Origin of the sequence: Bradyrhizobium sp. BTAi1, from assembly GCF_000015165.1 — a bacterium.
Lineage (GTDB): Bacteria > Pseudomonadota > Alphaproteobacteria > Rhizobiales > Xanthobacteraceae > Bradyrhizobium > Bradyrhizobium denitrificans.
In genome coordinates, this window is sequence record NC_009485.1 from 8,073,633 (window position 1) to 8,095,197 (window position 21,565).

Sequence of the window (21,565 nt, forward strand, 5' to 3'; positions counted from 1 at the left end):
GCGAGCTGCGGCTACTCTCACCTCACCGCCGCGACCAGCTTCTCGCAATCGGCGATGGTCGCGATCTGTTTCAGCGTCTCGCGCAGCGCCGGCAGGTCGACCGGCTTCTGGAATTGCGGGTAGACGACCAGCCCGAGCACGGTCGCAAGCCGCACATGCTCCTCACGCGTGCCGTCCTCGGCGCCGCTGATGAAGATCACCGGGGTGCGCGATTTCAGCTCGTTGAGCAGCAGCAGGATGTCGGCGCCGCAGCGATCGCCCAGCGACAGATCCAGGGTGATGCAGTCGAACGTCCGGCTGCGCAGCAATTCGGCGGCGGCGTCGACCGAGGTGACACACGTCGCCTCGTAGCCGCATTGGACAGCGATCTTGCGAAGGATCGAGAGATGAACTTCGGCATCCTCGATCACCAGCAACTGATTGCTCATGCTCTTGCCCTCGTTGCCTGTTGGCCAGACGTCCCGGTCTGGCCGTGCTAGATGACAGCGATGGCTGCGAGGTAAAGATTCCGGTCCGTAGATTTACGGAGCGAGTCGGCACGACGAGGTCGGCTTCGCCCGATGCGCCCACCCGACGGGCATGATCAATGTGGACTCGCGGCAACATGGCGAGCTTTTTGGCCAACCGCCCGATGAGCGATTGCGGCGTTGACGACAACCATCGGCGGTGACGGCGATCGTCTTGAAGGGACGTCGCGGGCTGGGGCAGTCCGGCGTGGCGTGGCAGCCCGTCGGGCTGAACGCCAGTTGCACCGTCATTCCCGGCAACCCGTTCTGCTTCGGCAATCCGCACAACGACAGCTGCGCCTCCACCCGGGTCGGCTGGACCACCGGCGGCGCTGGAGTCGGCTTCGACGACCGCTTCACCACGCATGTCACGACGCGAACGCATACCACAACGGTCGGCCTCGCCGACAAGTTCTGAGACGCAGGCGGCCCTGAGGCGAGCTGCAATGAGCAAGCCGGCGGACATCGGGGCGATCGGACGGACGAGCATTTCCTTAACCGGGTCCTGCTAGACTGACGGCCACTTGAGCAGGGCCTGCAGGGGACCGCTCGCGCGTATGGATGCGTCAGGCGGCCCGCCGTTTCGACCCGGCGGGCTTTTCCGTGGGAAAGGTCGCCAATGTCACTCTCCTCAGCCAAGAACTACGCGCTGCGCGCCGAACGGTCGCAGGATCCCAAGGAGGCCGCCGACCTCCTGGCAAAGGCAATCCTGGAGCTGGCGGCCTCGATCGAAGCGACCGATGCCAAGGTGAAAAAGATCAACAAGTCGGCCGGCTGATGGTCCTGGCGTCCGCGTCGGAAGGTCTGGCGGGCCGAGGCGGCGGCGAGGCCTCCCCGCTTCGACGATGATCCCCTGATCCTGCTGCGATCGGTCGCCGATATCGCCGCGTCGCTTATAAGCGACGACAGCAGGACGCCATGGGTGCGGTCAGCGCCCGGCATTGCCCGTGCCCTCGGTCTGAAGGAGGGCGGAATATTCCATCTCTCGTCCATCTCTCGGGCGCAAGGGCGCGCGGCGAGACTGCGGTCGTTCGCAATGCAGCACAACGAGCCGATCATGAGACACCGGAGCGTATTGCATCGCGGCTGCAACCGCCTATCAATGATGGTCAGGGAGTCCGGCCATGCGAGGCTGACCAAGACGAAGTCAGACCCGAGACGCCAAACGGCAGACGGCCGGCCAGCAGACGAGAGGAAACCCCGGGATGTCGATGCAGCATGTGGTCTCTGATCCGATCAGGCTGACCGCGCCACGGCGCAACTCACTGACCCATATCCCCGGCGACGAAGGCTGGCCGATCATCGGCAAGACCTTCGAGGTGCTCGCCGACCCGAAGGGCCATGTCGAGCGCAATGCCCGGAAGTACGGCCCGGTCTATCGCAGCCATATGTTCGGCGAGGTGAACGTGGTGCTGCTCGGGCCGGAAGCCAACGAGTTGGTGCTGTTCGACCAGGCCAAGCTGTTCTCGTCGGCCCATGGCTGGGGCCACATCCTCAATTTGCTGTTCCCGCGCGGGCTGATGCTGCTCGATTTCGAAGAGCACCGCATGCATCGCAAGGCCCTGTCGGTCGCATTCAAAGCCGGGCCGATGAAATCCTATCTCACCGGTCTCGATCGCGGTATCGCAGCGCGCATCGCGCAGTGGAAACAAACTCCCGGCGAGATGCTGTTCTATCCGGCGATCAAGCAGCTCACGCTCGACCTCGCCGCGACATCGTTCCTGGGGACCGAGATCGGACCCGAGGTCGATGCCATCAACCGCGCTTTCGTCGACATGGTCGCAGCGTCCGTGGCCCCGATCCGCAAGCCGCTGCCGGGCACGCAGATGGCCCGCGGCGTCAAGGGCCGCCAGCGCATCGTCGCCTATTTCTCGGAGCAGATTCCGCTGCGCCGCGCGAAAGGCGACGGCGACGACCTGTTCTCGCATCTCTGCCGGGCCACCGACGACCACGGCGCGCTGCTGTCGACCCAGGACATCGTCGATCATATGAGCTTCCTCATGATGGCGGCGCATGACACGCTCACCTCGTCGATTACGTCGTTCATTGCGCAGCTTGCCGCCCATCCGGAATGGCAGCAGAAGCTGCGCGACGAGGTCGCGAGCCTTGGCCTCGTGGCCGGCGCCCCGATGGCCTCGGAGCATCTGGAGAAGATGAAGCTGACCGAGATGGCGTTCCAGGAAACGCTGCGGCTGATGCCGCCGGTGCCGTCGCTGCCGCGCCGGCCGATCCGGGACTTCACGTTCAAGGGCTATGCGATTCCGGCCGGGACCGGCGTCGGCGTCAATCCGATGTTCACACACCATATGCCGGAGATCTGGCCCGAGCCCGAGCGCTTCGACCCGCTGCGCTTCACCGACGAGGCGCAGCGCGGGCGGCACCGCTTTGCCTGGGTCCCGTTCGGCGGCGGCGCGCATATGTGCCTCGGCCTGCACTTCGCCTACATGCAGGTGAAGTGCTTTGCGCGGCACTTCCTGTCGAACATCGAGGTGTCATTTGCGCCCGGCTATCGGCCCAATTGGCAGGTGTGGCCGATCCCCAAGCCGCGCGACGGATTGCGGGTGATGCTGAAAGCGGTGTGATTGCGGCATCGTCACCAGCAGCGCGGCGTGCGACGGCGAGACCCGGATCGCGTCGCGCGCTGTGACCGTCACATATGAGCCGGTTGATCGCGGACGCGCATCAGCGCAGCGGAGGTTCCGCAGACGGAACCATCCGTGGCGCGCAGCAATGCCATGAAAATCGCGCGGTCTGCACCGATTGGACGAATTACCGCCATCGCGGCCATAATTTGGTTGCGCGATTGAGGCTCATGCAGCTTCATGAACCGACTCATCTCGGACATCGGCCGGATCTGGCGCGGCGAGTTGCAGCCCTCGCTCGCCTGGAGCAGCGCATTTGCAGCGATGTGCCTGGCGATGGCCACCATGGTCCGCTTCGGCATGGCGCATCTGCGGCCCGACGTGTTCTTCACACCCTATATTCCGGCCGTGTTCTTTGCGACCGCCATGGGCGGATCCGCCGTCGGGCTGGTCACTGCGATCATCGGCGCGGCGCTCGGGCTGCTGCTCGAATTCGGCAGCGCGACTGTGGACGTCGCGCGGGTGGCGCTGATGACGATGTATCTCACCGTCGCGGCGCTGGTGATCTGGGGCGTCAACCATTACCGCGACCTCGCCGCCAAGCAGCGCGAGATCGCGAAGCGGCTGACCGACGAGGAGCAATATCGCAAGCTGCTGGTCGACGAGCTGCATCATCGGCTGAAGAACAAGACATCCACCATTCACGCGGTTCTGCATCAGGTCCTGCACGATCAGCCGCAGGTGTGGAGCAGCATCGACAAGCGCATCCGCGCACTCGCCGGCGCCGACGACCTGATCGCACGGGTCGACGCGCAGGGCTGCGATCTCAAGGATCTCTTGATGTCGGAGCTCGGACCCTATGGCCATGTCCGCTTCGAGCTCAATGGCGATCCGCTGTTCCTTCCCGCCAAGCTCGCGGTCAGCCTGGCGCTGATCTTCCACGAGCTCGCCACCAACGCCGCCAAATATGGCGCTTTCGCCTCGCCGCGCGGCTTCCTGCAGGTGTCCTGGACGCTGCACGAGGACCGCCTCAGATTGAGCTGGGACGAAACCGAGGGACCTCCGATTGATCAGGTCGGCAAACCGGGTTTCGGGACCAAGCTGCTCAAGGCGGCGCTGTCGCCGTTCGAAGGCAAGACAGAAACCACATTCTTGAAGACCGGGATTCACTGCACCATGCAGTTCAGAGTGCCGCCGAGCTGACGACAGACGCCGCTGCGGCATTCGACTTTCGCAGCAGGACGATCGCGTCCTTCTCCCCGACGATTTACCCGCCGTTAATGACGCCTCGGCAGGGTTTCGCATCATTTCCGATGCTTGCCCGCAGAGTTCCGTGTTTCTACGTACCGCTTAACTAAAATGAAGCGGGAACTTTGCACAATCGGCGCATGTACAGCAGCGACCGATTCAATTTTTCAGCCGAGGCGCGCGAAGGCCTCGGGGAGACCGAGGCCGAGCTGCGCTTTCTCCGCAGCATCGTCAGCCAGCTGCCCTCCGGCATCACGGTCCAGGACGAGCACGGTCGCTTTCTGCTCGTCAACGATACCGCGGCCATCCAGCTCGGCGCCGCCGCCAATAGTGCCGATGGAATCGCCGCGCCGCATCTCGATGTCAGGCGCGCGACCTGCCGCGAGCTGCTCGGACGCGGCCGGGTTGTGATCGCCGAGGAAAAAGTGACGAGCGAACGTGGTCCGCAGACGCTGCTGACCGCGCACCGTCCGGTCCAGATCGGTGAGCAACGGTTGCTGCTCTCGAGCTCGGCCGACATCACGGAGCAGAAGGAGTTCGAGGACCAGCTGTTCCGCGCCGCCTATTACGATGAGCTGACCGGCCTGCCGATGCGCCGCGTCGTCGAGCATCGCGCCGACACTCTGGTCCGGCGCGGCCGCGTCGATGGCCGTTTCGCACTCGCCTTCCTGGATCTCGACAATTTCAAGTACATCAACGACTATTATGGCCACGCCACCGGCGATGCCCTGCTGGTCGAGCTTGCCAAGCGCATCAGCCGGGATCTGCGCGAGTCAGACCTGCTGTCCCGCATCAGCGGCGACGAGTTTCTGCTCCTGCTGCATCCGATCGAGCGTACCGAAGAGGTTGCGGAGTTCCTTCAAGGCATGCTTGACCGCCTGAACGCGCCGTTCTTCATCGACGGCGCCGAGGTGTTTGCCTCCGCCTCGGTCGGCGTGAGCCTGTTTCCCGAGCACGGCGCGAGCTACGACGTGCTGCGCCAGAATGCCGATCTCGCGATGTATCGCGTCAAGAACAGCGACAAGGGGACGCTGGCTTTTTTCTCCAGCGCGATGGAGCATGAGGCGCTGGCGCGCATGAAGGTCGAGCAGTCGCTGCGGCTCGCCATTCTCGAAAAGCGCTTCTGCTGTGCGTTCCAGGCCAAGGTCGACATCCGCACCGAGGAGATCAAGGGCATCGAGGCGCTGGTCCGGCTGCGCGACAATGAGGGCGTGATCCAGGCGCCCGGCGCCTTCATCAATCTCGCGGTCGAACTCGGGCTGATCGATGAGCTCACCCATCTGGTGCTCGACGAAATCGTCAAATCGATCGACCTGATCAACGAGACCTTCGGCCACGAAACGACGATCAGCATCAACGTCGCCGCCAAGCAGGCCGCGAACCCGGACTTCATGCGCCCGTTCGCGCGGGCGCTCGAATCGACGGGGTTTCCGAAGCGGTTCATGGTCGAGGTCACCGAGGACGCGTTCGTGACGCGCAGCCACTTTCAGGACGAGATCGTGCCGCTGCTCCGCGGCATCGGCGTCGGCATCTCGATCGACGATTTCGGCATCGGCTATTCGTCGCTGTCGGCATTGGCCGACATCACCGCGGACGAGATCAAGATCGATCGTTCCTTCATCACCGACATCCATAAGCGGCCGCGCAGCCAGGGCATCCTGCGCGCGATCGAGTCGCTGAGCGAGGCGCTCGGCATGACCGTGATTGCCGAAGGCATCGAATCCTTCGAGGAGCTGGCCTATCTGCAGGCCGCGACCAAGATTCGCTACGCGCAAGGCTACTACTTCTCGCGTCCGATCTTCCTGGAGGAGCTGAAGCCGGCGATCCCGCTTGCAAGCGAAGCGCGTATGAGCCTCGCCAGTCGCCCTGTGCAGGAAAATCGGCAGGCCTATGCCCGCAGCGGCCGCTATCGGCGCTGATCGCGCTGGCGCGGGAGAGGCAGCAAGCCTATCAGCACAAAGTATGAGCCCTCCCGCACTGCCGATGAAAGCGCCTTGACCCGCCCCGAGGCTGCACACTATCAGTTGCAGACAACAGCCGCCGGTAGCTGGGAGGAAGGCTCGTGGGAACGTCACATATTTTCAAAGGTATTGCTTTATCATTGGCTGCAGCCGTGCTGGCCACCGCCGCACAGGCCGACGATCTGAAAATCGCTCTCATCTATGGCAAGACCGGGCCGCTCGAGGCCTACGCCAAGCAGACCGAAACCGGCCTGCGTCTCGGCTTCGAATACGCCACCAAAGGCACCAACATGATCGACGGTCGCAAGATCGTCATCATCACCAAGGACGATCAGGGCAAGCCCGACCTGTCGAAAGCCGCGCTTTCAGAGGCCTATCAGGATGACGGCGCCGACATCGCCATCGGCACCACGTCTTCGGCCGCGGCGCTCGCCGACCTGCCGGTCGCCGAGGAGAACAAGAAGATCCTGATCGTCGAGCCGGCCGTGGCGGACCAGATCACTGGCGAGAAGTGGAACCGCTACATCTTCCGCACCGGCCGCAACTCGTCGCAGGACGCGATCTCCAACGCGGTGGCGATCGGCAAGCCCGGCGTCACCGTCGCCACGCTGGCGCAGGATTACGCGTTCGGCCGCGACGGCGTCGCCGCCTTCAAGGAGGCGCTGGCCAAGACCGGCGCGACCCTGGCAGCCGAGGAATACGTCCCGACCAACACCACCGACTTCACTGCCGTCGCGCAGCGCTTGTTCGACGTGCTGAAGGACAAGCCGGGGCGGAAGTTCATCTGGGTGCTCTGGGCCGGCGGCGGCAACCCGCCAGGCAAGCTGCAGGACATGGACCCGAAGCGCTACGGCATCGAGATTTCCACCGGAGGCAATATCCTCGCCGCGCTCGCCGCCTATAAGCAGCTGCCGGGCATGGAAGGCGCCACCTATTACTACTATGACATTCCCAAGAATCCGGTGAACGACTGGCTGCTCGCCGAACACCAGAAGCGCTTCAGCTCGCCCCCCGACCTGTTCACGGCCGGCGGCTTCTCAGCCGCGATGGCGGTTGTCGCCGCGGTCACCAAGGCGAAGTCGACCGATACCGAGAAGCTGATCGCGGCGATGGAGGGCATGGAGTTCGACACGCCCAAGGGCAAGATGATCTTCCGGAAGGAAGATCACCAGGCGCTGCAAAGCATGTATCACTTCCGTGTCAAGGTCGATCCGAACCTCGCCTGGGCCGTGAACGAACCGGTACGCGAGATCAAGATCGAGGACATGGATATCCCGATCCGCAACAAGCGCTGAGTAAATGACATCCGTGCCCGGCCCGCGCCGGGCACCTTCACTTTGGAAGTCATACGGCTGACGACATGGCCCTCACCCTCGAAACCCGCGATCTGACCATCCGCTTCGGCGGCCATGTCGCGGTCAACAACGTCAGCTGCAGCTTCCGCCCCGGCGAGCTGACGGCGATCGTCGGCCCGAACGGCGCCGGCAAGACCACCTATTTCAACCTAATATCCGGCCAGTTGCGGGCCTCAGCCGGCTCCATCCTGTTCGATGGCCGCGATATCACCCAACTCTCTGCTCCGCTGCGCACCCGCGCGGGCCTCGGGCGCGCGTTCCAGCTCACCAATCTGTTTCCGAATCTCAGCGTGGAAGAGAATGTGCGCCTCGCCGTCCAGGCGCAGAGCGGCACCCATTACGACCTGCTCCGTCCGTGGATGGCGCGGCGCGACCTGATCGCGCGGGCCGATGCGATCCTCGATCAGGTCGCCCTCGGCAGCCGCCGCGGCGTCACCGCAACGACGCTCTCGCATGGCGACCAGCGCAAGCTCGAAGTCGCGCTGATGATGGCGCTGGAGCCCAAGGTCTTCATGTTCGACGAGCCGACCGCCGGGATGAGCATCGACGAGGTGCCGGTCGTGCTCGACCTGATCGGCCGGCTGAAGCAGGACAAGAGCAAGATCATCCTGCTCGTCGAGCACAAGATGGACGTCGTCCGCTCGCTCGCCGATCGCATCATCGTGCTGCATAACGGCCAGCTGGTCGCCGATGGCAAGCCGGCCGAGGTCATCGCCTCGCCGATCGTGCAGGAGGCCTATCTCGGCGTCGCACCGCGGAGCGCGGCATGAGCGCGCTGCTGAAGCTGTCGGGCGTCCAGACCTATATCGGCCGCTATCACATCCTGCAGGGCGTCGATTTCGACGTGCCCGAAGGCCAGACCACGATGCTGCTGGGACGCAACGGCGCCGGCAAGACCACGACGCTGCGCACCATCATGGGGCTATGGCAGGCGAGGACCGGCAGCATCTCGCTGGCCGGCGAGGCGATCGAGGAACTGGCGACGCCCGACATTGCGCAGCGAGGCGTCGGCTACGTGCCCGAGAGCATGGCGGTGTTCTCCGACCTCACCGTCAAGGAGAACCTGGTGCTGGCAGCCCGCAACGGCCCGCTCGACGAGGCCCAACTCGCCTGGATCTTCGGCTTTTTTCCGGCTCTGAAGAAATTCTGGTTGTCGCGCGCCGGCAGCCTGTCCGGCGGCCAGAAGCAGATGCTGTCGATCGCCCGCGCCATCGTCGAGCCGCGCAAGCTGCTGCTGATCGACGAGCCGACCAAGGGGTTGGCGCCGGCCATCGTGATGTCGCTGATCGAATGCCTGAAGGAGATCAAGCGACGCGGCGTCACCATCCTGCTGGTGGAGCAGAATTTCCACGCCGCGCGCGAGCTCGGCGATCAGGTCCTGGTGATGGACAATGGCACCATCGTCCATCGCGGGGAGATGGCGGCGCTCGCCGCCGACGTGCCGCTGCAGGAGCGCCTGCTGGGACTGAGCCTGGAGGCGCATCAATGAGCGACATCGCCGCAACCGATCCGCTGCCGAAGCCGAAGCGCGACCTCGCCCCGCTGCTGCTGCCTGTCCTGCTCGCGCTGCTGATGCTTCCGCTGGTCGGATCGGCGAGCTCCTGGGTGACGCTGACGGTCGCCAGCCTGGCGATGGGCATGATGATCTTCATCATGGCCTCCGGCCTGACACTCGTGTTCGGCCTGATGGACGTGCTCAATTTCGGCCATGGCGCGTTCATCGCGGTCGGCGCCTATGTCGCAACGCTGGTCCTGCTGCCGCTCGCAAGCTGGGCGCAGGCCGATTCGCTGCTGGCCAACCTCGCGGTACTGGTCCCGGCCGCATTGCTGTCGATGGGCGTGACCGCCGCACTCGGCCTGGTCGTCGAACGCGTGCTGGTGCTGCCGGTCTATGGCCAGCACCTCAAGCAGATCCTGATGACCACCGGCGGCCTCATCGTTGCCGAGCAGACGCTTTATGCGCTGTTTGGCCCGCAGATCATCCCGCTGCCAGTACCGGCGGCGCTGCGCGGCTCGTTCATCATCGGCGACATCGCGATCGCCAAATACCGGCTGCTGGCGATGCTGATCGGCTTTGCGATCTTTGTCGCCATCGAGCTGGTGCTGAACCGGACCAAGATCGGCCTTCTGATCCGCGCCGGCGTCGAGAATCGCGAAATGGTGGAGGCGCTCGGCTATCGCATCCGCCGCCTGTTCCTCGGCGTGTTCATGACCGGGTCGGCGCTGGCCGGGCTCGGCGGCGTGATGTGGGGCCTCTATCGCGAGCAGGTGCACGCCTCGATCGGCGACGAGCTGACCGTGCTGGTCTTCATCGTCGTGATCATCGGCGGCCTCGGCTCGATCACCGGCTGCTTCATCGGCGCGATCCTGGTCGCCATGGTCGCGAATTATGGCGGCTTCCTGGTGCCGAAGCTCGCCCTCGTCTCCAACATCCTGCTGATGGTCGCCGTGCTGATGTGGCGACCGCGCGGCCTCTATGCGGTGACCAGCCGATGATGATCCTGTCCGGCGATCCTCCCCGCAGCCGCACGCTGTCCGTGCTGCTCGTCATCATCATCCTGGCATTGCTGGCCACGCCCTTCATTTTCCCAGGCGCCAAGGCCTTGAATGTGGCCGCCAAGATCTGCATCTTCGCCGCGCTCGTCGCATCCTACGACCTGCTGCTCGGCTACACCGGCTCGGTCTCGTTCGCGCATACGATGTTCTACGGCATCGGGTCCTACGCGATCGCCATCGCGCTCTATGGACTCGGGCCCAATTGGACCTCGGTCGCGGTGGCCGTCGCGGCCGGCCTGCCGCTCGCGCTGCTGCTGGCGCTCGCGATCGGCCTGTTCTCGCTGCGCGTCGAGGCGATCTTCTTTGCGATGATCACGCTGGCGGTCGCCTCCGCCTTCCTGGTACTGGCGTCGCAATTGTCGTGGCTGACCGGCGGCGAGGACGGCCGCAGCTTCCAGCTGCCCGAGCTGTTGCGTCCCGGCACCGTGTTCATCGGCAAGGAGTGGTTCGGCTTCCCGATCAACGGCCGCATCCTGACCTATTACCTGGTGCTGTCGGCCTGCGCGCTGATGATCCTGGCATTGCTGCGGGTCGTGAATTCGCCGTTCGGCCGCGTGCTGCAGGCGATCCGCGAAAACCGTTTCCGGGCCGAGGCGCTCGGCTACCGCACCGTGTTTCACCTGACCTATGCCAACTGCATCGCCGCGATGATCGCGGCCGGCGCCGGCATGCTGAACGCGCTCTGGCTGCGCTATGCCGGACCTGATACCTCGCTGAGCTTTTCGATCATGCTCGACATTCTACTGATGGTGGTCATCGGCGGCATGGGCACCATCTACGGCGCGATCATCGGGGCTGCGATCTTCATCCTGGCCCAGAACTATCTCCAGGCGCTGATGAGCATCGCCTCGACCGCCGCGGCAGACGCCGGACTGCCGCTTCTTCCGGGCCTGCTGCATCCGGATCGCTGGCTGTTGTGGCTCGGCCTGCTGTTCATCGCCAGCGTCTACTTCTTTCCAACAGGCGTGGTCGGCCGCCTCCGCAGCAAGCCAGGCAGCCAGCGCTGAACTTCAACTCCGGCAGCGCGCGAGCCTGTTGCGCACGCGCCGGTCCCGGATTCTGCCGGCGCGGTATCGCCGTGCTGACCGCGCGGCTTTTCGACGAAATTCCTCCCGGCATTTAACAAGCGGCTAACTGAGTTTCCTAACCGCTCCGGTACCAGTGCCCTGTTATCAAGCATGCTTGCGATCATTGATTTCCTCCCGGGTCGATCCAGGCATGCAACGCGCAGCAGACACGTCAGGGGCGGTCGAGACCGAGCCAACGCGGCTGGGCACGTCGATCTGGCGCGGTCCGGTGCCGTGGCTCGCGGCCTGTGGCGCGCTCCTCATTGCAGCCATCGTGATCGGAACGCTCGTGATGGCCAATGGCTTCAAAGACCGCACGATCGGCAATAATGAGCGCGAGCTCGAAAATACCGTCTTGTTGCTCAGCCGGCATTTCGCGCAGCAGTTCGAGGATGCCGACACCGCGGTCTCTCACGCGGTCCACCGCATGCAGCTCGGATCGATCGACTCGCCCGAGGCCTTCCGCTCGCGCATGGCGCGGCCCGAGATTCGCGAGATGCTGCAGTCGCAGATCAATGGCCTGTCCTATATGGGCGACCTGACGATCATCGGCGCCGATGGCAGCTTCATCAACTGGTCGGAAAACAGAGAGGTCCCGGCGATCAACGTCGCAGACCGCGAATATTTCAAGACCCTCGCTGACAGTCAGCAGTCCGACGCCGTCATCATTGCACCGGTCGTGAGCTATGTCACCGGCAAATGGGCCACCATCGTCGCCCACCGCTTGAGCGGTGCCAACGGTGAATTCCTCGGCCTGCTGTCGCGCCGCGTCGATCCGAAAACCTACGAGAAATTCCTGGAATCGATGTCGCTCGGCAATGGCGCTTCGATCACGCTGTTCCACGCCGACGGCACGGTGCTCGCGCGCTACCCGCACAGCGAGGCCGTCATCGGGCGCCGGGTCGGAGGAAATGGCGGGCTGCTCAGCAGCGTCGCTGACGGCGCGGTCCACACCGCGCTGGTTACGAGCCCCTTCGACGACCTCGATAAGATTGCTGCCGGAGCCAGGGTCAGCCGCTTCCCGCTGACGATCACCGCGACGCGGACGATCGACGACGCGCTCGCGGACTGGCGTTCTCAGGTGGTCCTGCTGGTCGGCGCCGCGACGCTGGCGGCCGGCGTCATTGCCGTGATGTTCAGCCTGATGATCAGGCAGATCCTGCGGCAGAACCGGATCGCCCGGCAACAGCTCGAAGGCGAGAAGCAACGCGTCGAGACGGCGCTCGACAACATGACACAAGGGCTGATCTCGTTCGATGCCGACGCATGCGTCGTGATGTTCAATCGACGCTTCATCGATATGCTCGGCCTGTCCACCGATGTGATCAGGCCGGGCGTCCACCTCACTGAGGTCATCGCCCATTGCAAGGCGCAGGGATCCTTCAACGGGGATGTCGCCGACTTCTGCACCGCCATCCACGATCGGGCGGCCGCGGGCGGCACCTCGCAGATGGTCATCGAAGCGGGTGCGGGACGGTTCCTCAACGTCATCGACAAGCCGCTGGCCACCGGCGGCTGGGTCACGACCCTCGAGGACATCAGCGAGCATCGCAAGCTCGAGCAGGAGCGCGATCGCAATTACGCATTCCTGCGCGAGATCATCGATCACATTCCCTCGCCTATCATGGTCAAGGATGTCCAAGACCGCCGTTACGTACTGGTCAACAAGTCATCCGAGCGGTGCTTCGGCCGGCCGTGCGAGCAGATCGTCGGCAAGACGCTATTCGACCTGATGCCCCGGCCGATCGCGGAAAAGGCCGCCGCCGATGACGACCGGGCGCTGGAGCATGCGGACGGGCTGGTTCTCGAGGAGCATCCGTGGCAGACGCCCGGCCTCGGCTTGCGCTATATCACCTCGCGCCGGATCGTCGTCACCGACGACAGGCAGCGGCCGCGTTATCTGATCAACGTGATCGAGGACACCACTGAACGGCGGCTGGCTGATGAGAGGATTGCCCATCTCGCCCATTACGACGCGCTGACCGAGCTGCCGAATCGTGTCCTGTTCCGGGAGCGTATCGCCCACGAGATCGAGCGCGCGCGGCACGGCATGTTCTTCGCGCTGCTTTATCTCGACATCGATGAGTTCAAGGGCATCAACGACTCGCTTGGACATCACGTCGGCGACGAGCTGCTGAGGACGATCGCCAGCCGGATCAGGAGCTGCCTTGCGCCGGAGGACACCGTGGCTCGGCTCGGCGGCGACGAGTTCGCGGTGCTCCTGACCATGGCGGCCGATCGCGACGAAGTCATTGCCAAGGTCACCGAGATTCTCGAGCGGATTCGCGAGCCCTATCGCTGCCTCGGCCATCAATTGTCGACCGACGCCAGCATCGGCATCGCGCTCGCGCCGGAACATGGCGTCGAGATCGATCAGCTGACAAAGCATGCGGACCTCGCGATGTACGCTGCCAAGGCGGACGGCCGCCATACTTTCCGCTTCTTCGAGCCGGCGATGGATGAGAGCGCGCGGGAGCGGCTGCAGCTGCAGCAGGATCTGCGCCGCGCCATCACCGAGGGCCAGTTCGAGCTGCATTATCAGCCCCTGCTCGGCTTCAGGGAGAACATCATGACCGGCTGCGAGGCGCTGCTGCGCTGGCGGCATCCCGAGCGCGGCATGGTGCCGCCGCTCGATTTCATCCCGCTCGCCGAGGACACCGGCCTCATCAACGAGATCGGCGACTGGGTGATGCGAACGGCCTGCGCCGAAGCGGCGCACTGGCCGAGCGACATCCGCGTCGCCGTCAATGTCTCGCCGATCCAGTTGAAATCCCCGACGCTGGCGCTGCATGTCGCGAGCGCATTGTCAGCCGCCGGCCTTGCACCAGAACGGCTCGAGATCGAGATCACAGAAGCGGTTCTGATCGGCGACGATGACGTGGCGCTCGACATCCTGCATCAGCTGCACGCCATGGGCGTGCGCATCGCGCTGGATGATTTCGGCACCGGCTATTCGTCGCTCAGCTACCTCAAGCGCTTTCCGTTCGACAAGATCAAGATCGACCGTTGCTTTGTCAGCGATATCGGCGCCGACAGTTCATCGGCGATCGTGCAGGCGGTGGTCAGCATTGCCGCGGCCAGCAACATGACGACCACGGCCGAAGGCGTCGAGACGGGTGCACAGCAGACGGCGCTGCGCCAGCTCGGCTGCACCGAGATGCAGGGCTATCTGTTCAGCGCGCCCAAGCCGGCCGCGGAACTGCGCAAGCTGTTCGCGCCGGGCCCGATTGTCCCGGACGATCTGCAGGCCGCCGGCTGACGGCGCCGCAGGGCGTAACGGCACCGGCGATGACCGGCGCGACAAGCGCTTTGCGAGACCGCCATATCGTCCAGATCCTTTGCTTGGGCGACCGCGTCATGCAGCCGGCTTGAGGACAAAGCCGCCCCATGGGGGCGCCGTTCGTGTCCGAGGTCACAGGCCCCCGCTGCGCCAAACCGCCCCACAACACACCTGCACGATCCGCCGCGGCGTGCCTTTGGCTGGCGCTGGGAAGACCTATATAAGCGTCGTCGGAACCTAGCAGGTGGCCCATGCAACCCGTCTCATTGCTTCTCAACGTCCTCTGGATCGTGCTCGGCGGCGCCTATATGGCGTTCGGCTGGCTCGTGGCCGCGGTCGTCATGGCCATCACCATCATCGGCCTGCCCTGGGCCCGCGCCGCCTTCAACATCGCCGCCTATACGCTGCTGCCATTCGGCTCGCGCGCCGTCCGCCGCGACGAGCTCACCGGCATGGAGGATGTCGGCACCGGGCCGTTGGGGCTGCTCGGCAACATCATCTGGTTCGTCCTGGCCGGCTGGTGGCTGGCGCTCGGCCATCTGCTGACGGCGATCGCGCTGGCGGTGACCATCATCGGCCTGCCCTTCGCCTGGGCGCATCTGAAGCTGGCCGGATTGGCGCTTTGGCCGATCGGCAAGACCATCGTGCCGGCCTGACCCCGGAGGGGGCCGATCGCTCCACGGCCCATCCGCCCCCTCAAGGCCGAACACTGCACCGGCGGTCGCCCCGAACCCGGCCAGGCGTCGCGTTCAAGGCCGTTGCCGACCCCGGGGCAATCGGCTAAACCGATTCCGTACGCACCCGTAGCTCAGCTGGATAGAGCGTTGCCCTCCGAAGGCAGGTGTCAAGCCGGTTCGCACAGGAAAGGAGATCGAAAGGAGCTCGAAAAATAAGGACTTGCGAGATCGGTGCTCAGAGACTTCTCACTCGCAAGAAACCCGCGTAAGCACCACGTAAGCAACACGGCATGCACCCATAGCTCAGCTGGATAGAGCGCCACCCTCCGAAGGTGGAGGTCACAGGTTCGAATCCTGTTGGGTGCGCCAACTGTAACCCCTCTCAGGAAGGGCAGCCGCCGTTGGCGGCATCATCGGCTAAGCGGCATTGCAGGAAGACCGCAGTCAGGGCAGCCTTGCAGCTCCCTGGCGCTGCCGGAGGCTATCCGCCCAAGCAGCCAAAGCGCTTATCTCGGCTGAGAGCACATCTGGCCTCGGAAGCGGGCGATTCAGTGCCGCGGCGGCGCTGTGCATCAATTCGGAGCATCGGCCAAATCCGTCCCGCATGGCCTCGCAATCAGCAACAGTGATTGCGGTCAATTTGACCAAGCCAGGCGTTTTCACTTCGTTAGACAGACGCCGGATGACGTGACCGACAACTTCCTCAACCGCGATCTCCCATGTGTCGCGCAGCGTTCCGGCGATGGATTTGACGGTCTTGCGCCATTCGTCCTCGTTGCCCTGATCGAAGTAGTAGCGTTCGTTCGCGAGCTGATTAGTCAGGCTCGCCGTAATGTCGCTGACACGCCGCGCTTTGAATGGCGGCTCGCTACGGCAAAAGCCGGCCTTGTCTGCGCCCCGACTAACAGAGCTGATTGCGACTTGCAGTTTTGGATCGGCGTTATCCGCCGCACGGTTCAACTCGAACAAGAATGCAAGGTCATGCGTAAAAACGATAACCTGTCGGCGTGCCGCTTCGGCGACCAAGCGTTTCGCGACGGCCTCTCGGTGCATGTGGTCGAGTGACGATACTGGATCGTCAAAAATAATGCCGGACTTGTTCTCGGTGGTGGCAAGTTCCGCCAGGCTCGACCGATAGCCGACCGTCAGGGCGTGCTCACACCAGATCCAGTCTAATCCTTCCTTCGCCATCCCAAGCGCGATAATGATGTCCACATGGTCGCGGTTGTTCTTCTGCGCTGGGTCCTTCAGCGCAGCGGTCACGCGGTCGCGCTTGGCGGGATCGTCGTCAACCAGGTCGGCGATGCGAAGAACGCGGCCCTCTGGGGTCTTGACCAGTTGGAAGCCGGTTACGGGATCACGGCCCTCCCATTCGCCAAGCTCGTGAAGGATGTGTTCCACCTCCTTGATCTTGTCGCCCATGCTTTCGCGGGAATTGACATTCGGAATGTGGATGATGGTTTTCTCGGCCGGGTCGAGCACCTTCAGGATGTCGTCCGTATACGGGCCGTTGTAGAAGAAGTAACCGATGTCGAGTTGCTTGAGATATTCGTAGCCGTTGAGTTGTTCATAGTAGGTGTAGGTGACGGTATCGAACTTCGACTCGTCCTGCGGGGCGAGCACGGCTTCGGCGTCGCCCCGGAAATAGGAGCCCGTCATCGCCACGATATGCACGCGGTCGCGAGCGATGAACTGGCCGAGATGCAGGCCGAGCTTGTTGTCGGGGTTGGCAGAGACGTGATGGAATTCGTCAACCGCGATCAGCCGGTCATCGAAGGCTTCCACCCCGAACCTGTCCACGGCGAAGCGGAAGGTGGCATGGGTGCAGACCAGCACCTTGTCGCCGCTTTTCAGGAACGCCTCGACGGAATTCACCTTCCCGCCATTGTCCGAGCCCGGCGCGTTGCAGAGGTTCCACTTGGGCGCGACCGTCCAGTCGGTCCAGAAGCCGAACTTGGACAAGGCTTCATCATTGAAGCTCGCGCCGATAGCCTTTTCCGGCACCACGATGATCGCCTGCTTCAAGCCCTGATTGTGCAGCTTGTCGAGGGCGATGAACATGAGCGCGCGGCTCTTCCCCGAGGCCGGCGGCGACTTGATGAGAAGATATTGCTCGCCCCGTTTCTCATAGGCGCGCTCCTGCATCGGCCTCATGCCGAGCGCATTGGCTTTGGTTGAGCTGCCATTGCGCGCATAGGTGACGGAGACAGAGGGGATGGATTTCTTCTCGTCGGTCATGCACGCGCCTCCGCCTTGCTTTTCTTCGCCGCGCCAGGTGAGACGGCCATTTTGGTATAAAGCTCGAACAGCTTTTCCAGCCGCTCGGTGTCGTTGCGAAACCGGCGGCCGATATAGATGCGCTCAAGCACCTCGTCATTGCGCTCGTGGGCCTCGCGCAGGTCGTCCGGCATCTTGTCCGGATCGTAAAGCTCGGCGATGGTCGCCGGAAAATGCGCTTCGCGCGCCAGCAATATGTCCTCGGCGCAGCGGGTCAGGTCGGCCTTGTTCTTCTCAGTGAGCGTGGGAACCGGAAAGGTGTTCCAGCCGAGAGTGTTGGAATACAAAAAATCGGTACGAAGTCGAACGCAGACTGTGGCAATCCAAACCCAATGCAAGCGTGAAGCGATGACCGCTAGGCTCCAGAGCGGGGCGTCGTACATTGCAAAGGCTTTTTCCTGCACAACGCAATGTGGCTCAAGCAACCCAACTGGAAGATAGGGCCGATTCTCGGAGCTCACGCGGGGCACAATGATTGTCTGAGTCTCTGACATCACCTGCTCGCGGAAACGCCACGGCGTATCAGCCAGCTTTCTCGCGCTGGCATCCTCTTTCTTTCTCTTGCCGCCGCCGCCATTGCCTTTGCTTCTTGCGCTGGTTTCTCCATTTTCCGCCGCTATGCGAGATGCTTTGACCACCGCAACTCGCTCAGCGATGGGACTCAGCTTCAACGCTTCACAGGCATCTTCATCGGAAATCCAAAAACAAGCGCGAGGGGAGCGGTCGATGAACTCAGTTGAGCCATAAAATGGTCGGATGAAACGTGCTGCATCCGGCGCTTGCTTTATGATTTGATATGCTTCGTCATTTGAGAAAATTAGTGCCGCGCCATAATACGGGTGGTTTCCGAATTGCATCGGCACCATGCCTTGCATTGGATTCGCTGCTTGCTCAACCTCAATATTCGCCGCGGGGACAAGGTACGCATTGATGTTGGCAACTTCCTTGCGCTCAACGGTTTGTTCCTCAGTATCAGAGATTGAATAAAGCCGCCTCGGAAGTCCATATGTGTTGGAAATACCAACAATGACGACGGTCACACCGGCATTATGACTCGCAAGGTTCGCCCACTTGAAGGACGTGTGGGCGAAGACGATCTTACTGCCAGTCGCGAAGATTACGGGCCAGAGAATCGGAACGTGCTGGCCTTGGCAAATGGAGTTTGTTGCCACAAACGCGGCCGTCGTTTTGGTCCTGGTTCCGTAGTCGGCGGCCTTGATGAACCATCCAGATACATAGTCCAACGACTTCCACTTCTTAATGCGTCCATCAAAAAGCGCGCCAAGGTCATTTTTCTGTTCGTCGGTCTGTTTCTTGCTGCCGAGATATGGCGGGTTGCCACAGATGTAGGTTTCGCCGCCTTCGTTCTCGAAGTCGATCTGTGCCTGATCGAGCGGCGTGCGAAACAGGTCATCGGCCCGGTGCTTCACACCTGTCCCGGTCGGTGGGCAAATGCTCAGCCAATCGAGCCGCAGGGCGTTGCCGCAGGTGATCCAGTTCTCGGCATCGAGCGGCAGGAAGTCCCGCAGGGCTTCCTTCTGGCCGCGATAGAGCACGTCGCACTGATACTCGGCGATGATGAGGGCGAGGCGGGTGACCTGAGCCCTTCTATCCGCCGCCGACGAGTAGAATCCGTTCGTCATTTGAGCCGTGTTGGCTCGGTGATGCAACGGGACGGGGCGCGGAGCCCCATGACAGCTCAAGCGACCCGTCCCGTTGCTTCCAGGGATCGCTGAGTTTGGCGTAGAGCGCCGGCGGCACGTTGCCGATCGCGCTGTGCGGCCTGACGGTGTTGTAATCGTCCATCCAGAGCGCAAGAGCTTCACGGGCGTGATCGAGCGAGCCGAACAGCGTGTCGTTCAAAAACTCATCGCGCAGACGGCCGTTGAAGCTCTCGATGAACGCGTTCTGCGTCGGCTTGCCTGGCGCGATGTAGTGCCATTCGACCTGCATCGCCTGCGACCAGCTCAAGATGGTGGTGCTGGTCAACTCGGTGCCGTTGTCGCTGACGATGGTGCATGGCTTGCCGCGTTTGGCGACGATGGCATCCAGTTCACGCGCGACGCGTCTGCCCGAAAGCGACGTATCGGCGACGAGGGTCAAGCATTCGCGCGTGAAATCATCGACGACCGCCAGCACGCGAAAGCGCCGACCGTTGGTCAGTTGGTCGCTCAGGAAGTCAAGCGACCAGCGTTGGTTCGCTCCTTGCGGTAATACCAGCGGTGCGCGTGTTCCCATGGCTTTCTTGCGACCGCCGCGGCGGCGGACCTGAAGGCGTTCTTCGCGATAGAGCCTTCTGAGCTTCTTGTGGTTCACGCGGGTGCCCTCGCGGCGTAGCAGGATTTGGAGGCGGCGATAGCCAAAGCGGCGGCGTTGCGCTGCAAGCTCACGCAGGCGCGCGCGCAACGCGGCATCGTCAGGACGCCGGCTGCGATAGCGCATCGACGTGCGGTCGGCGCCAATCACGGAACACGCCCGCCGCTGGCTCACCTCGTAGGACGCACAAAGGTGAGCCACAGCTTGCCGCTTCACGGCGGGCGTCACCATTTTTTTGAATTGAGGTCCTTCAGCATCGCGTTGTCGAGCATTGCTTCAGCAAGCAGCTTCTTCAGCTTCGCATTCTCGTCCGTCAGCGCTTTCAGCCGCCGCGCCTCCGATACCTCGAGGCCGCCGTACTTCGCCTTCCATTGGTAGAACGCCGCCGTGCTGATCCCGTGCTTGCGGCAAACATCTGCCGTCTTCGCACCCGCTTCCTGCTCCCGCAGGATCGCGATGATCTGCTCTTCGTTGAACCGCGACTTCTTCAGCGGCGCTGGATCGACGATCCGCGCGACCCACTGATTCCGCGTTGCTTCGACCAGGCGGAGCTCGACGAGATTGGCGTTGGAGCCGATCGGATAGAGCGTTTGGCGGGGCGGTTCGCCGCCAAGGAGGCAGTGCTCAAGGCGCTCGGAACGGGTTTCGGTGCGGGCGTGGCGTTCACCGATGTGGTAATTCACCGGGCGCCGGGCACCACGCCCGAGGTGCGGCTCTCCGGCGGCGCGGCGAAGGCTGCAGCAGCATTGGGGGTGACCGCCTGGCGGCTCAGCATCAGCCACACTAGCGGCCTCGCAATGGCGAGCGTTCTCGCACTCGGGGCGGAGACTCACGCGCGCGGCTCCTGACGGCCGGACGGGCCGAGAAAACTTATGCGGCGCGCGTCGAGATCGACGGCGATGCGACCGCCGCGCGCGGCGAGTACGGCGCGCCACACCTTGAACCCTTGCAGGATTGCCTGCTCCCACTCGCCGGTCGTGCATTGCCGCACTTCCAGATGGGACGTCATATCCTTGATCGTGCGCAGAAGCTGGAAATCGAGAGCCGCGACGCCGTCGAGGAAGCGGTGGCGTCGCGCATAGTCGAAGGCAAGCGCCGCCACGCCTTCTTCGATGACGGCAGCGCGGCCGCCATCCTCGACCTCGTCGAGCAGCGGCTGGCTCTTGCGTTTTCGCCGGAGCAAGGCGCGCGTGATCGGCGACCAGCCGAGCACGGCCGCATAGGCAAAGTGGAAGACATCGTGGAAGCGATAGCCGTCAGGATCGTAGGCGTTGTCCGTGAGTTCCGCGCCGAATGGTGTACCGTCAATCAGAACACGCACCCGCTGGCGCGATTCGCCCTCCACATCGATGAGCTCAACTTCGAACTTGCGCGGCAGCCGCTCGCCTTCGGGGAGCTCGGCATCGAAGGTAAGCGGCTCGGTGCGTTCGCTGGCCCAGCGCTGCTTGACTTTAGCCAAGTTAGCGGCAGCGATGTCGGAGAGCGAGAGATCGAACTTACTGGCGACATTGGCGATGTACCAGAGCAGGTCGCCCAGTTCCTCTGACACGCGCTCCTTGAACAGGCGATGCGCTTCGCCGTCGCGCAGATGCTTCTTGTACTCGCTGAGCAGCTGACCCGTCTCACCTGCGAGACCGAGCATCGGCACGATCAGCGATGCGGCATCGTCGGCGCCATCGCGGGCGGGCACACGATCAGTGCGCAATGCCTCCCTCTGATAGCTTCTGAAATCCATGCTCG

19 protein-coding genes and 1 tRNA gene are annotated in these 21,565 nt (G+C 63.3%); 14 read left to right on the forward strand and 6 right to left on the reverse strand.

The features are described 5' to 3' along the window. Positions 1 to 17 precede the first annotated feature (17 nt). Positions 18 to 428: a response regulator gene (locus tag BBTA_RS35920; protein ID WP_012047410.1), complete on the reverse strand. Its 411-nt coding sequence runs from the start codon at positions 426 to 428 to the stop codon at positions 18 to 20. Between the two features lie 253 nt (positions 429 to 681). On the opposite strand from BBTA_RS35920, the gene BBTA_RS35925 reads away from it, so the two are divergent. From BBTA_RS35925 to BBTA_RS35930, 3 genes are all read left to right on the forward strand, one after another. Beyond that, on the forward strand, positions 682 to 924 hold the full coding sequence (locus tag BBTA_RS35925) for a hypothetical protein (RefSeq protein WP_244424264.1): 243 nt from the start codon (positions 682 to 684) through the stop codon (positions 922 to 924). 201 nt (positions 925 to 1,125) lie between these two features. Then, positions 1,126 to 1,284: a hypothetical protein gene (locus BBTA_RS41030; protein ID WP_011923716.1), complete on the forward strand. Its 159-nt coding sequence runs from the start codon at positions 1,126 to 1,128 to the stop codon at positions 1,282 to 1,284. A gap of 427 nt (positions 1,285 to 1,711) precedes the next feature. Further along, the gene (locus BBTA_RS35930) at positions 1,712 to 3,088 is read left to right on the forward strand and encodes a cytochrome P450 (RefSeq protein ID WP_172235785.1); all 1,377 of its coding nucleotides are present in this window, start codon (positions 1,712 to 1,714) and stop codon (positions 3,086 to 3,088) included. 68 nt (positions 3,089 to 3,156) lie between these two features. On the opposite strand, the gene BBTA_RS41035 is transcribed toward BBTA_RS35930, so the two are convergent. Then, positions 3,157 to 3,330 (reverse strand): hypothetical protein, encoded by a 174-nt coding sequence (locus BBTA_RS41035; protein ID WP_168167943.1) that lies wholly within the window; start codon positions 3,328 to 3,330, stop codon positions 3,157 to 3,159. On the opposite strand from BBTA_RS41035, the gene BBTA_RS35935 reads away from it, so the two are divergent. From BBTA_RS35935 to BBTA_RS35980, 10 genes are all read left to right on the forward strand, one after another. Then, positions 3,329 to 4,291 carry a sensor histidine kinase gene (locus BBTA_RS35935; RefSeq protein ID WP_012047413.1) on the forward strand — a complete coding sequence of 321 codons (963 nt, stop codon included), beginning with the start codon at positions 3,329 to 3,331 and terminating at the stop codon, positions 4,289 to 4,291. The two genes, BBTA_RS41035 and BBTA_RS35935, sit on opposite strands and share 2 nt — an antisense overlap. A gap of 185 nt (positions 4,292 to 4,476) precedes the next feature. Then, positions 4,477 to 6,255 (forward strand): bifunctional diguanylate cyclase/phosphodiesterase, encoded by a 1,779-nt coding sequence (locus BBTA_RS35940; protein WP_012047414.1) that lies wholly within the window; start codon positions 4,477 to 4,479, stop codon positions 6,253 to 6,255. A gap of 143 nt (positions 6,256 to 6,398) precedes the next feature. Further along, positions 6,399 to 7,592, forward strand: a complete 1,194-nt coding sequence (locus BBTA_RS35945; protein ID WP_012047415.1) for a substrate-binding domain-containing protein — start codon at positions 6,399 to 6,401, stop codon at positions 7,590 to 7,592. A gap of 65 nt (positions 7,593 to 7,657) precedes the next feature. After that, on the forward strand, positions 7,658 to 8,422 hold the full coding sequence (locus tag BBTA_RS35950; protein ID WP_012047416.1) for an ABC transporter ATP-binding protein: 765 nt from the start codon (positions 7,658 to 7,660) through the stop codon (positions 8,420 to 8,422). Further along, a complete protein-coding gene (locus tag BBTA_RS35955) occupies positions 8,419 to 9,141 on the forward strand; it encodes an ABC transporter ATP-binding protein (protein ID WP_012047417.1) in 723 nt (240 codons plus the stop codon). The genes BBTA_RS35950 and BBTA_RS35955 overlap by 4 nt, the downstream gene beginning before the upstream one ends. Further along, positions 9,138 to 10,148, forward strand: a complete 1,011-nt coding sequence (locus BBTA_RS35960) for a branched-chain amino acid ABC transporter permease (RefSeq protein ID WP_012047418.1) — start codon at positions 9,138 to 9,140, stop codon at positions 10,146 to 10,148. Before BBTA_RS35955 ends, BBTA_RS35960 begins: the two co-directional genes overlap by 4 nt. Then, the gene (locus BBTA_RS35965; RefSeq protein ID WP_012047419.1) at positions 10,145 to 11,215 is read left to right on the forward strand and encodes a branched-chain amino acid ABC transporter permease; all 1,071 of its coding nucleotides are present in this window, start codon (positions 10,145 to 10,147) and stop codon (positions 11,213 to 11,215) included. Before BBTA_RS35960 ends, BBTA_RS35965 begins: the two co-directional genes overlap by 4 nt. 211 nt (positions 11,216 to 11,426) lie before the next feature. Continuing rightward, entirely contained in the window at positions 11,427 to 14,534 is a 3,108-nt protein-coding gene (locus tag BBTA_RS35970; protein ID WP_049795443.1) for an EAL domain-containing protein, read from the forward strand. A gap of 272 nt (positions 14,535 to 14,806) precedes the next feature. Then, the gene (locus BBTA_RS35975) at positions 14,807 to 15,211 is read left to right on the forward strand and encodes a YccF domain-containing protein (protein ID WP_041751128.1); all 405 of its coding nucleotides are present in this window, start codon (positions 14,807 to 14,809) and stop codon (positions 15,209 to 15,211) included. Between the two features lie 313 nt (positions 15,212 to 15,524). Continuing rightward, a tRNA-Arg gene (locus tag BBTA_RS35980) sits at positions 15,525 to 15,601 on the forward strand. A gap of 75 nt (positions 15,602 to 15,676) precedes the next feature. On the opposite strand, the gene BBTA_RS41505 is transcribed toward BBTA_RS35980, so the two are convergent. The 3 genes from BBTA_RS41505 to BBTA_RS35995 all read right to left on the reverse strand — a co-directional run bounded on the left by BBTA_RS41505 (position 15,677) and on the right by BBTA_RS35995 (position 20,316). Further along, complete coding sequence (locus tag BBTA_RS41505; protein ID WP_012047422.1) at positions 15,677 to 17,470, reverse strand: DEAD/DEAH box helicase; 1,794 nt, start codon at positions 17,468 to 17,470, stop codon at positions 15,677 to 15,679. Continuing rightward, entirely contained in the window at positions 17,467 to 19,152 is a 1,686-nt protein-coding gene (locus BBTA_RS35990; protein ID WP_201767748.1) for a DNA methyltransferase, read from the reverse strand. Before BBTA_RS35990 ends, BBTA_RS41505 begins: the two co-directional genes overlap by 4 nt. Further along, positions 19,118 to 20,316 (reverse strand): IS3 family transposase gene (locus tag BBTA_RS35995; protein WP_085972753.1). Its coding sequence is split into 2 segments (ribosomal slippage): positions 19,118 to 20,067 and positions 20,067 to 20,316, totalling 1,200 coding nucleotides; the frame shifts between segments, so codons are not numbered across the junction. Before BBTA_RS35995 ends, BBTA_RS35990 begins: the two co-directional genes overlap by 35 nt. Between BBTA_RS35995 and BBTA_RS39390 the strand changes: the two genes are divergently transcribed. After that, entirely contained in the window at positions 20,224 to 20,673 is a 450-nt protein-coding gene (locus BBTA_RS39390; protein WP_244424502.1) for a holo-ACP synthase, read from the forward strand. The genes BBTA_RS35995 and BBTA_RS39390 overlap by 93 nt on opposite strands. Here BBTA_RS39390 and BBTA_RS36005 read toward each other — a convergent pair. Next, positions 20,655 to 21,560, reverse strand: a complete 906-nt coding sequence (locus BBTA_RS36005) for a nucleoside triphosphate pyrophosphohydrolase family protein (protein ID WP_041751772.1) — start codon at positions 21,558 to 21,560, stop codon at positions 20,655 to 20,657. The two genes, BBTA_RS39390 and BBTA_RS36005, sit on opposite strands and share 19 nt — an antisense overlap. Positions 21,561 to 21,565 lie beyond the last annotated feature (5 nt).

Excerpts from the sequence above, each read along its gene's own strand:
- BBTA_RS35975 (WP_041751128.1), top strand. The coding sequence starts at position 14,807 with ATGCAACCCGTCTCATTGCTTCTCAACGTCCTCTGGATCGTGCTCGGC.
- BBTA_RS35920 (WP_012047410.1), bottom strand. The coding sequence starts at position 428 with ATGAGCAATCAGTTGCTGGTGATCGAGGATGCCGAAGTTCATCTCTCG.
- BBTA_RS35950 (WP_012047416.1), top strand. The coding sequence starts at position 7,658 with ATGGCCCTCACCCTCGAAACCCGCGATCTGACCATCCGCTTCGGCGGC.
- BBTA_RS35930 (WP_172235785.1), top strand. The coding sequence starts at position 1,712 with ATGTCGATGCAGCATGTGGTCTCTGATCCGATCAGGCTGACCGCGCCA.
- BBTA_RS41030 (WP_011923716.1), top strand. The coding sequence starts at position 1,126 with ATGTCACTCTCCTCAGCCAAGAACTACGCGCTGCGCGCCGAACGGTCG.
- BBTA_RS35990 (WP_201767748.1), bottom strand. The coding sequence starts at position 19,152 with ATGACGAACGGATTCTACTCGTCGGCGGCGGATAGAAGGGCTCAGGTC.
- BBTA_RS35955 (WP_012047417.1), top strand. The coding sequence starts at position 8,419 with ATGAGCGCGCTGCTGAAGCTGTCGGGCGTCCAGACCTATATCGGCCGC.
- BBTA_RS35940 (WP_012047414.1), top strand. The coding sequence starts at position 4,477 with ATGTACAGCAGCGACCGATTCAATTTTTCAGCCGAGGCGCGCGAAGGC.
- BBTA_RS35935 (WP_012047413.1), top strand. The coding sequence starts at position 3,329 with ATGAACCGACTCATCTCGGACATCGGCCGGATCTGGCGCGGCGAGTTG.
- BBTA_RS41505 (WP_012047422.1), bottom strand. The coding sequence starts at position 17,470 with ATGACCGACGAGAAGAAATCCATCCCCTCTGTCTCCGTCACCTATGCG.
- BBTA_RS35965 (WP_012047419.1), top strand. The coding sequence starts at position 10,145 with ATGATGATCCTGTCCGGCGATCCTCCCCGCAGCCGCACGCTGTCCGTG.
- BBTA_RS35960 (WP_012047418.1), top strand. The coding sequence starts at position 9,138 with ATGAGCGACATCGCCGCAACCGATCCGCTGCCGAAGCCGAAGCGCGAC.
- BBTA_RS35970 (WP_049795443.1), top strand. The coding sequence starts at position 11,427 with ATGCAACGCGCAGCAGACACGTCAGGGGCGGTCGAGACCGAGCCAACG.
- BBTA_RS36005 (WP_041751772.1), bottom strand. The coding sequence starts at position 21,560 with ATGGATTTCAGAAGCTATCAGAGGGAGGCATTGCGCACTGATCGTGTG.
- BBTA_RS41035 (WP_168167943.1), bottom strand. The coding sequence starts at position 3,330 with ATGAAGCTGCATGAGCCTCAATCGCGCAACCAAATTATGGCCGCGATG.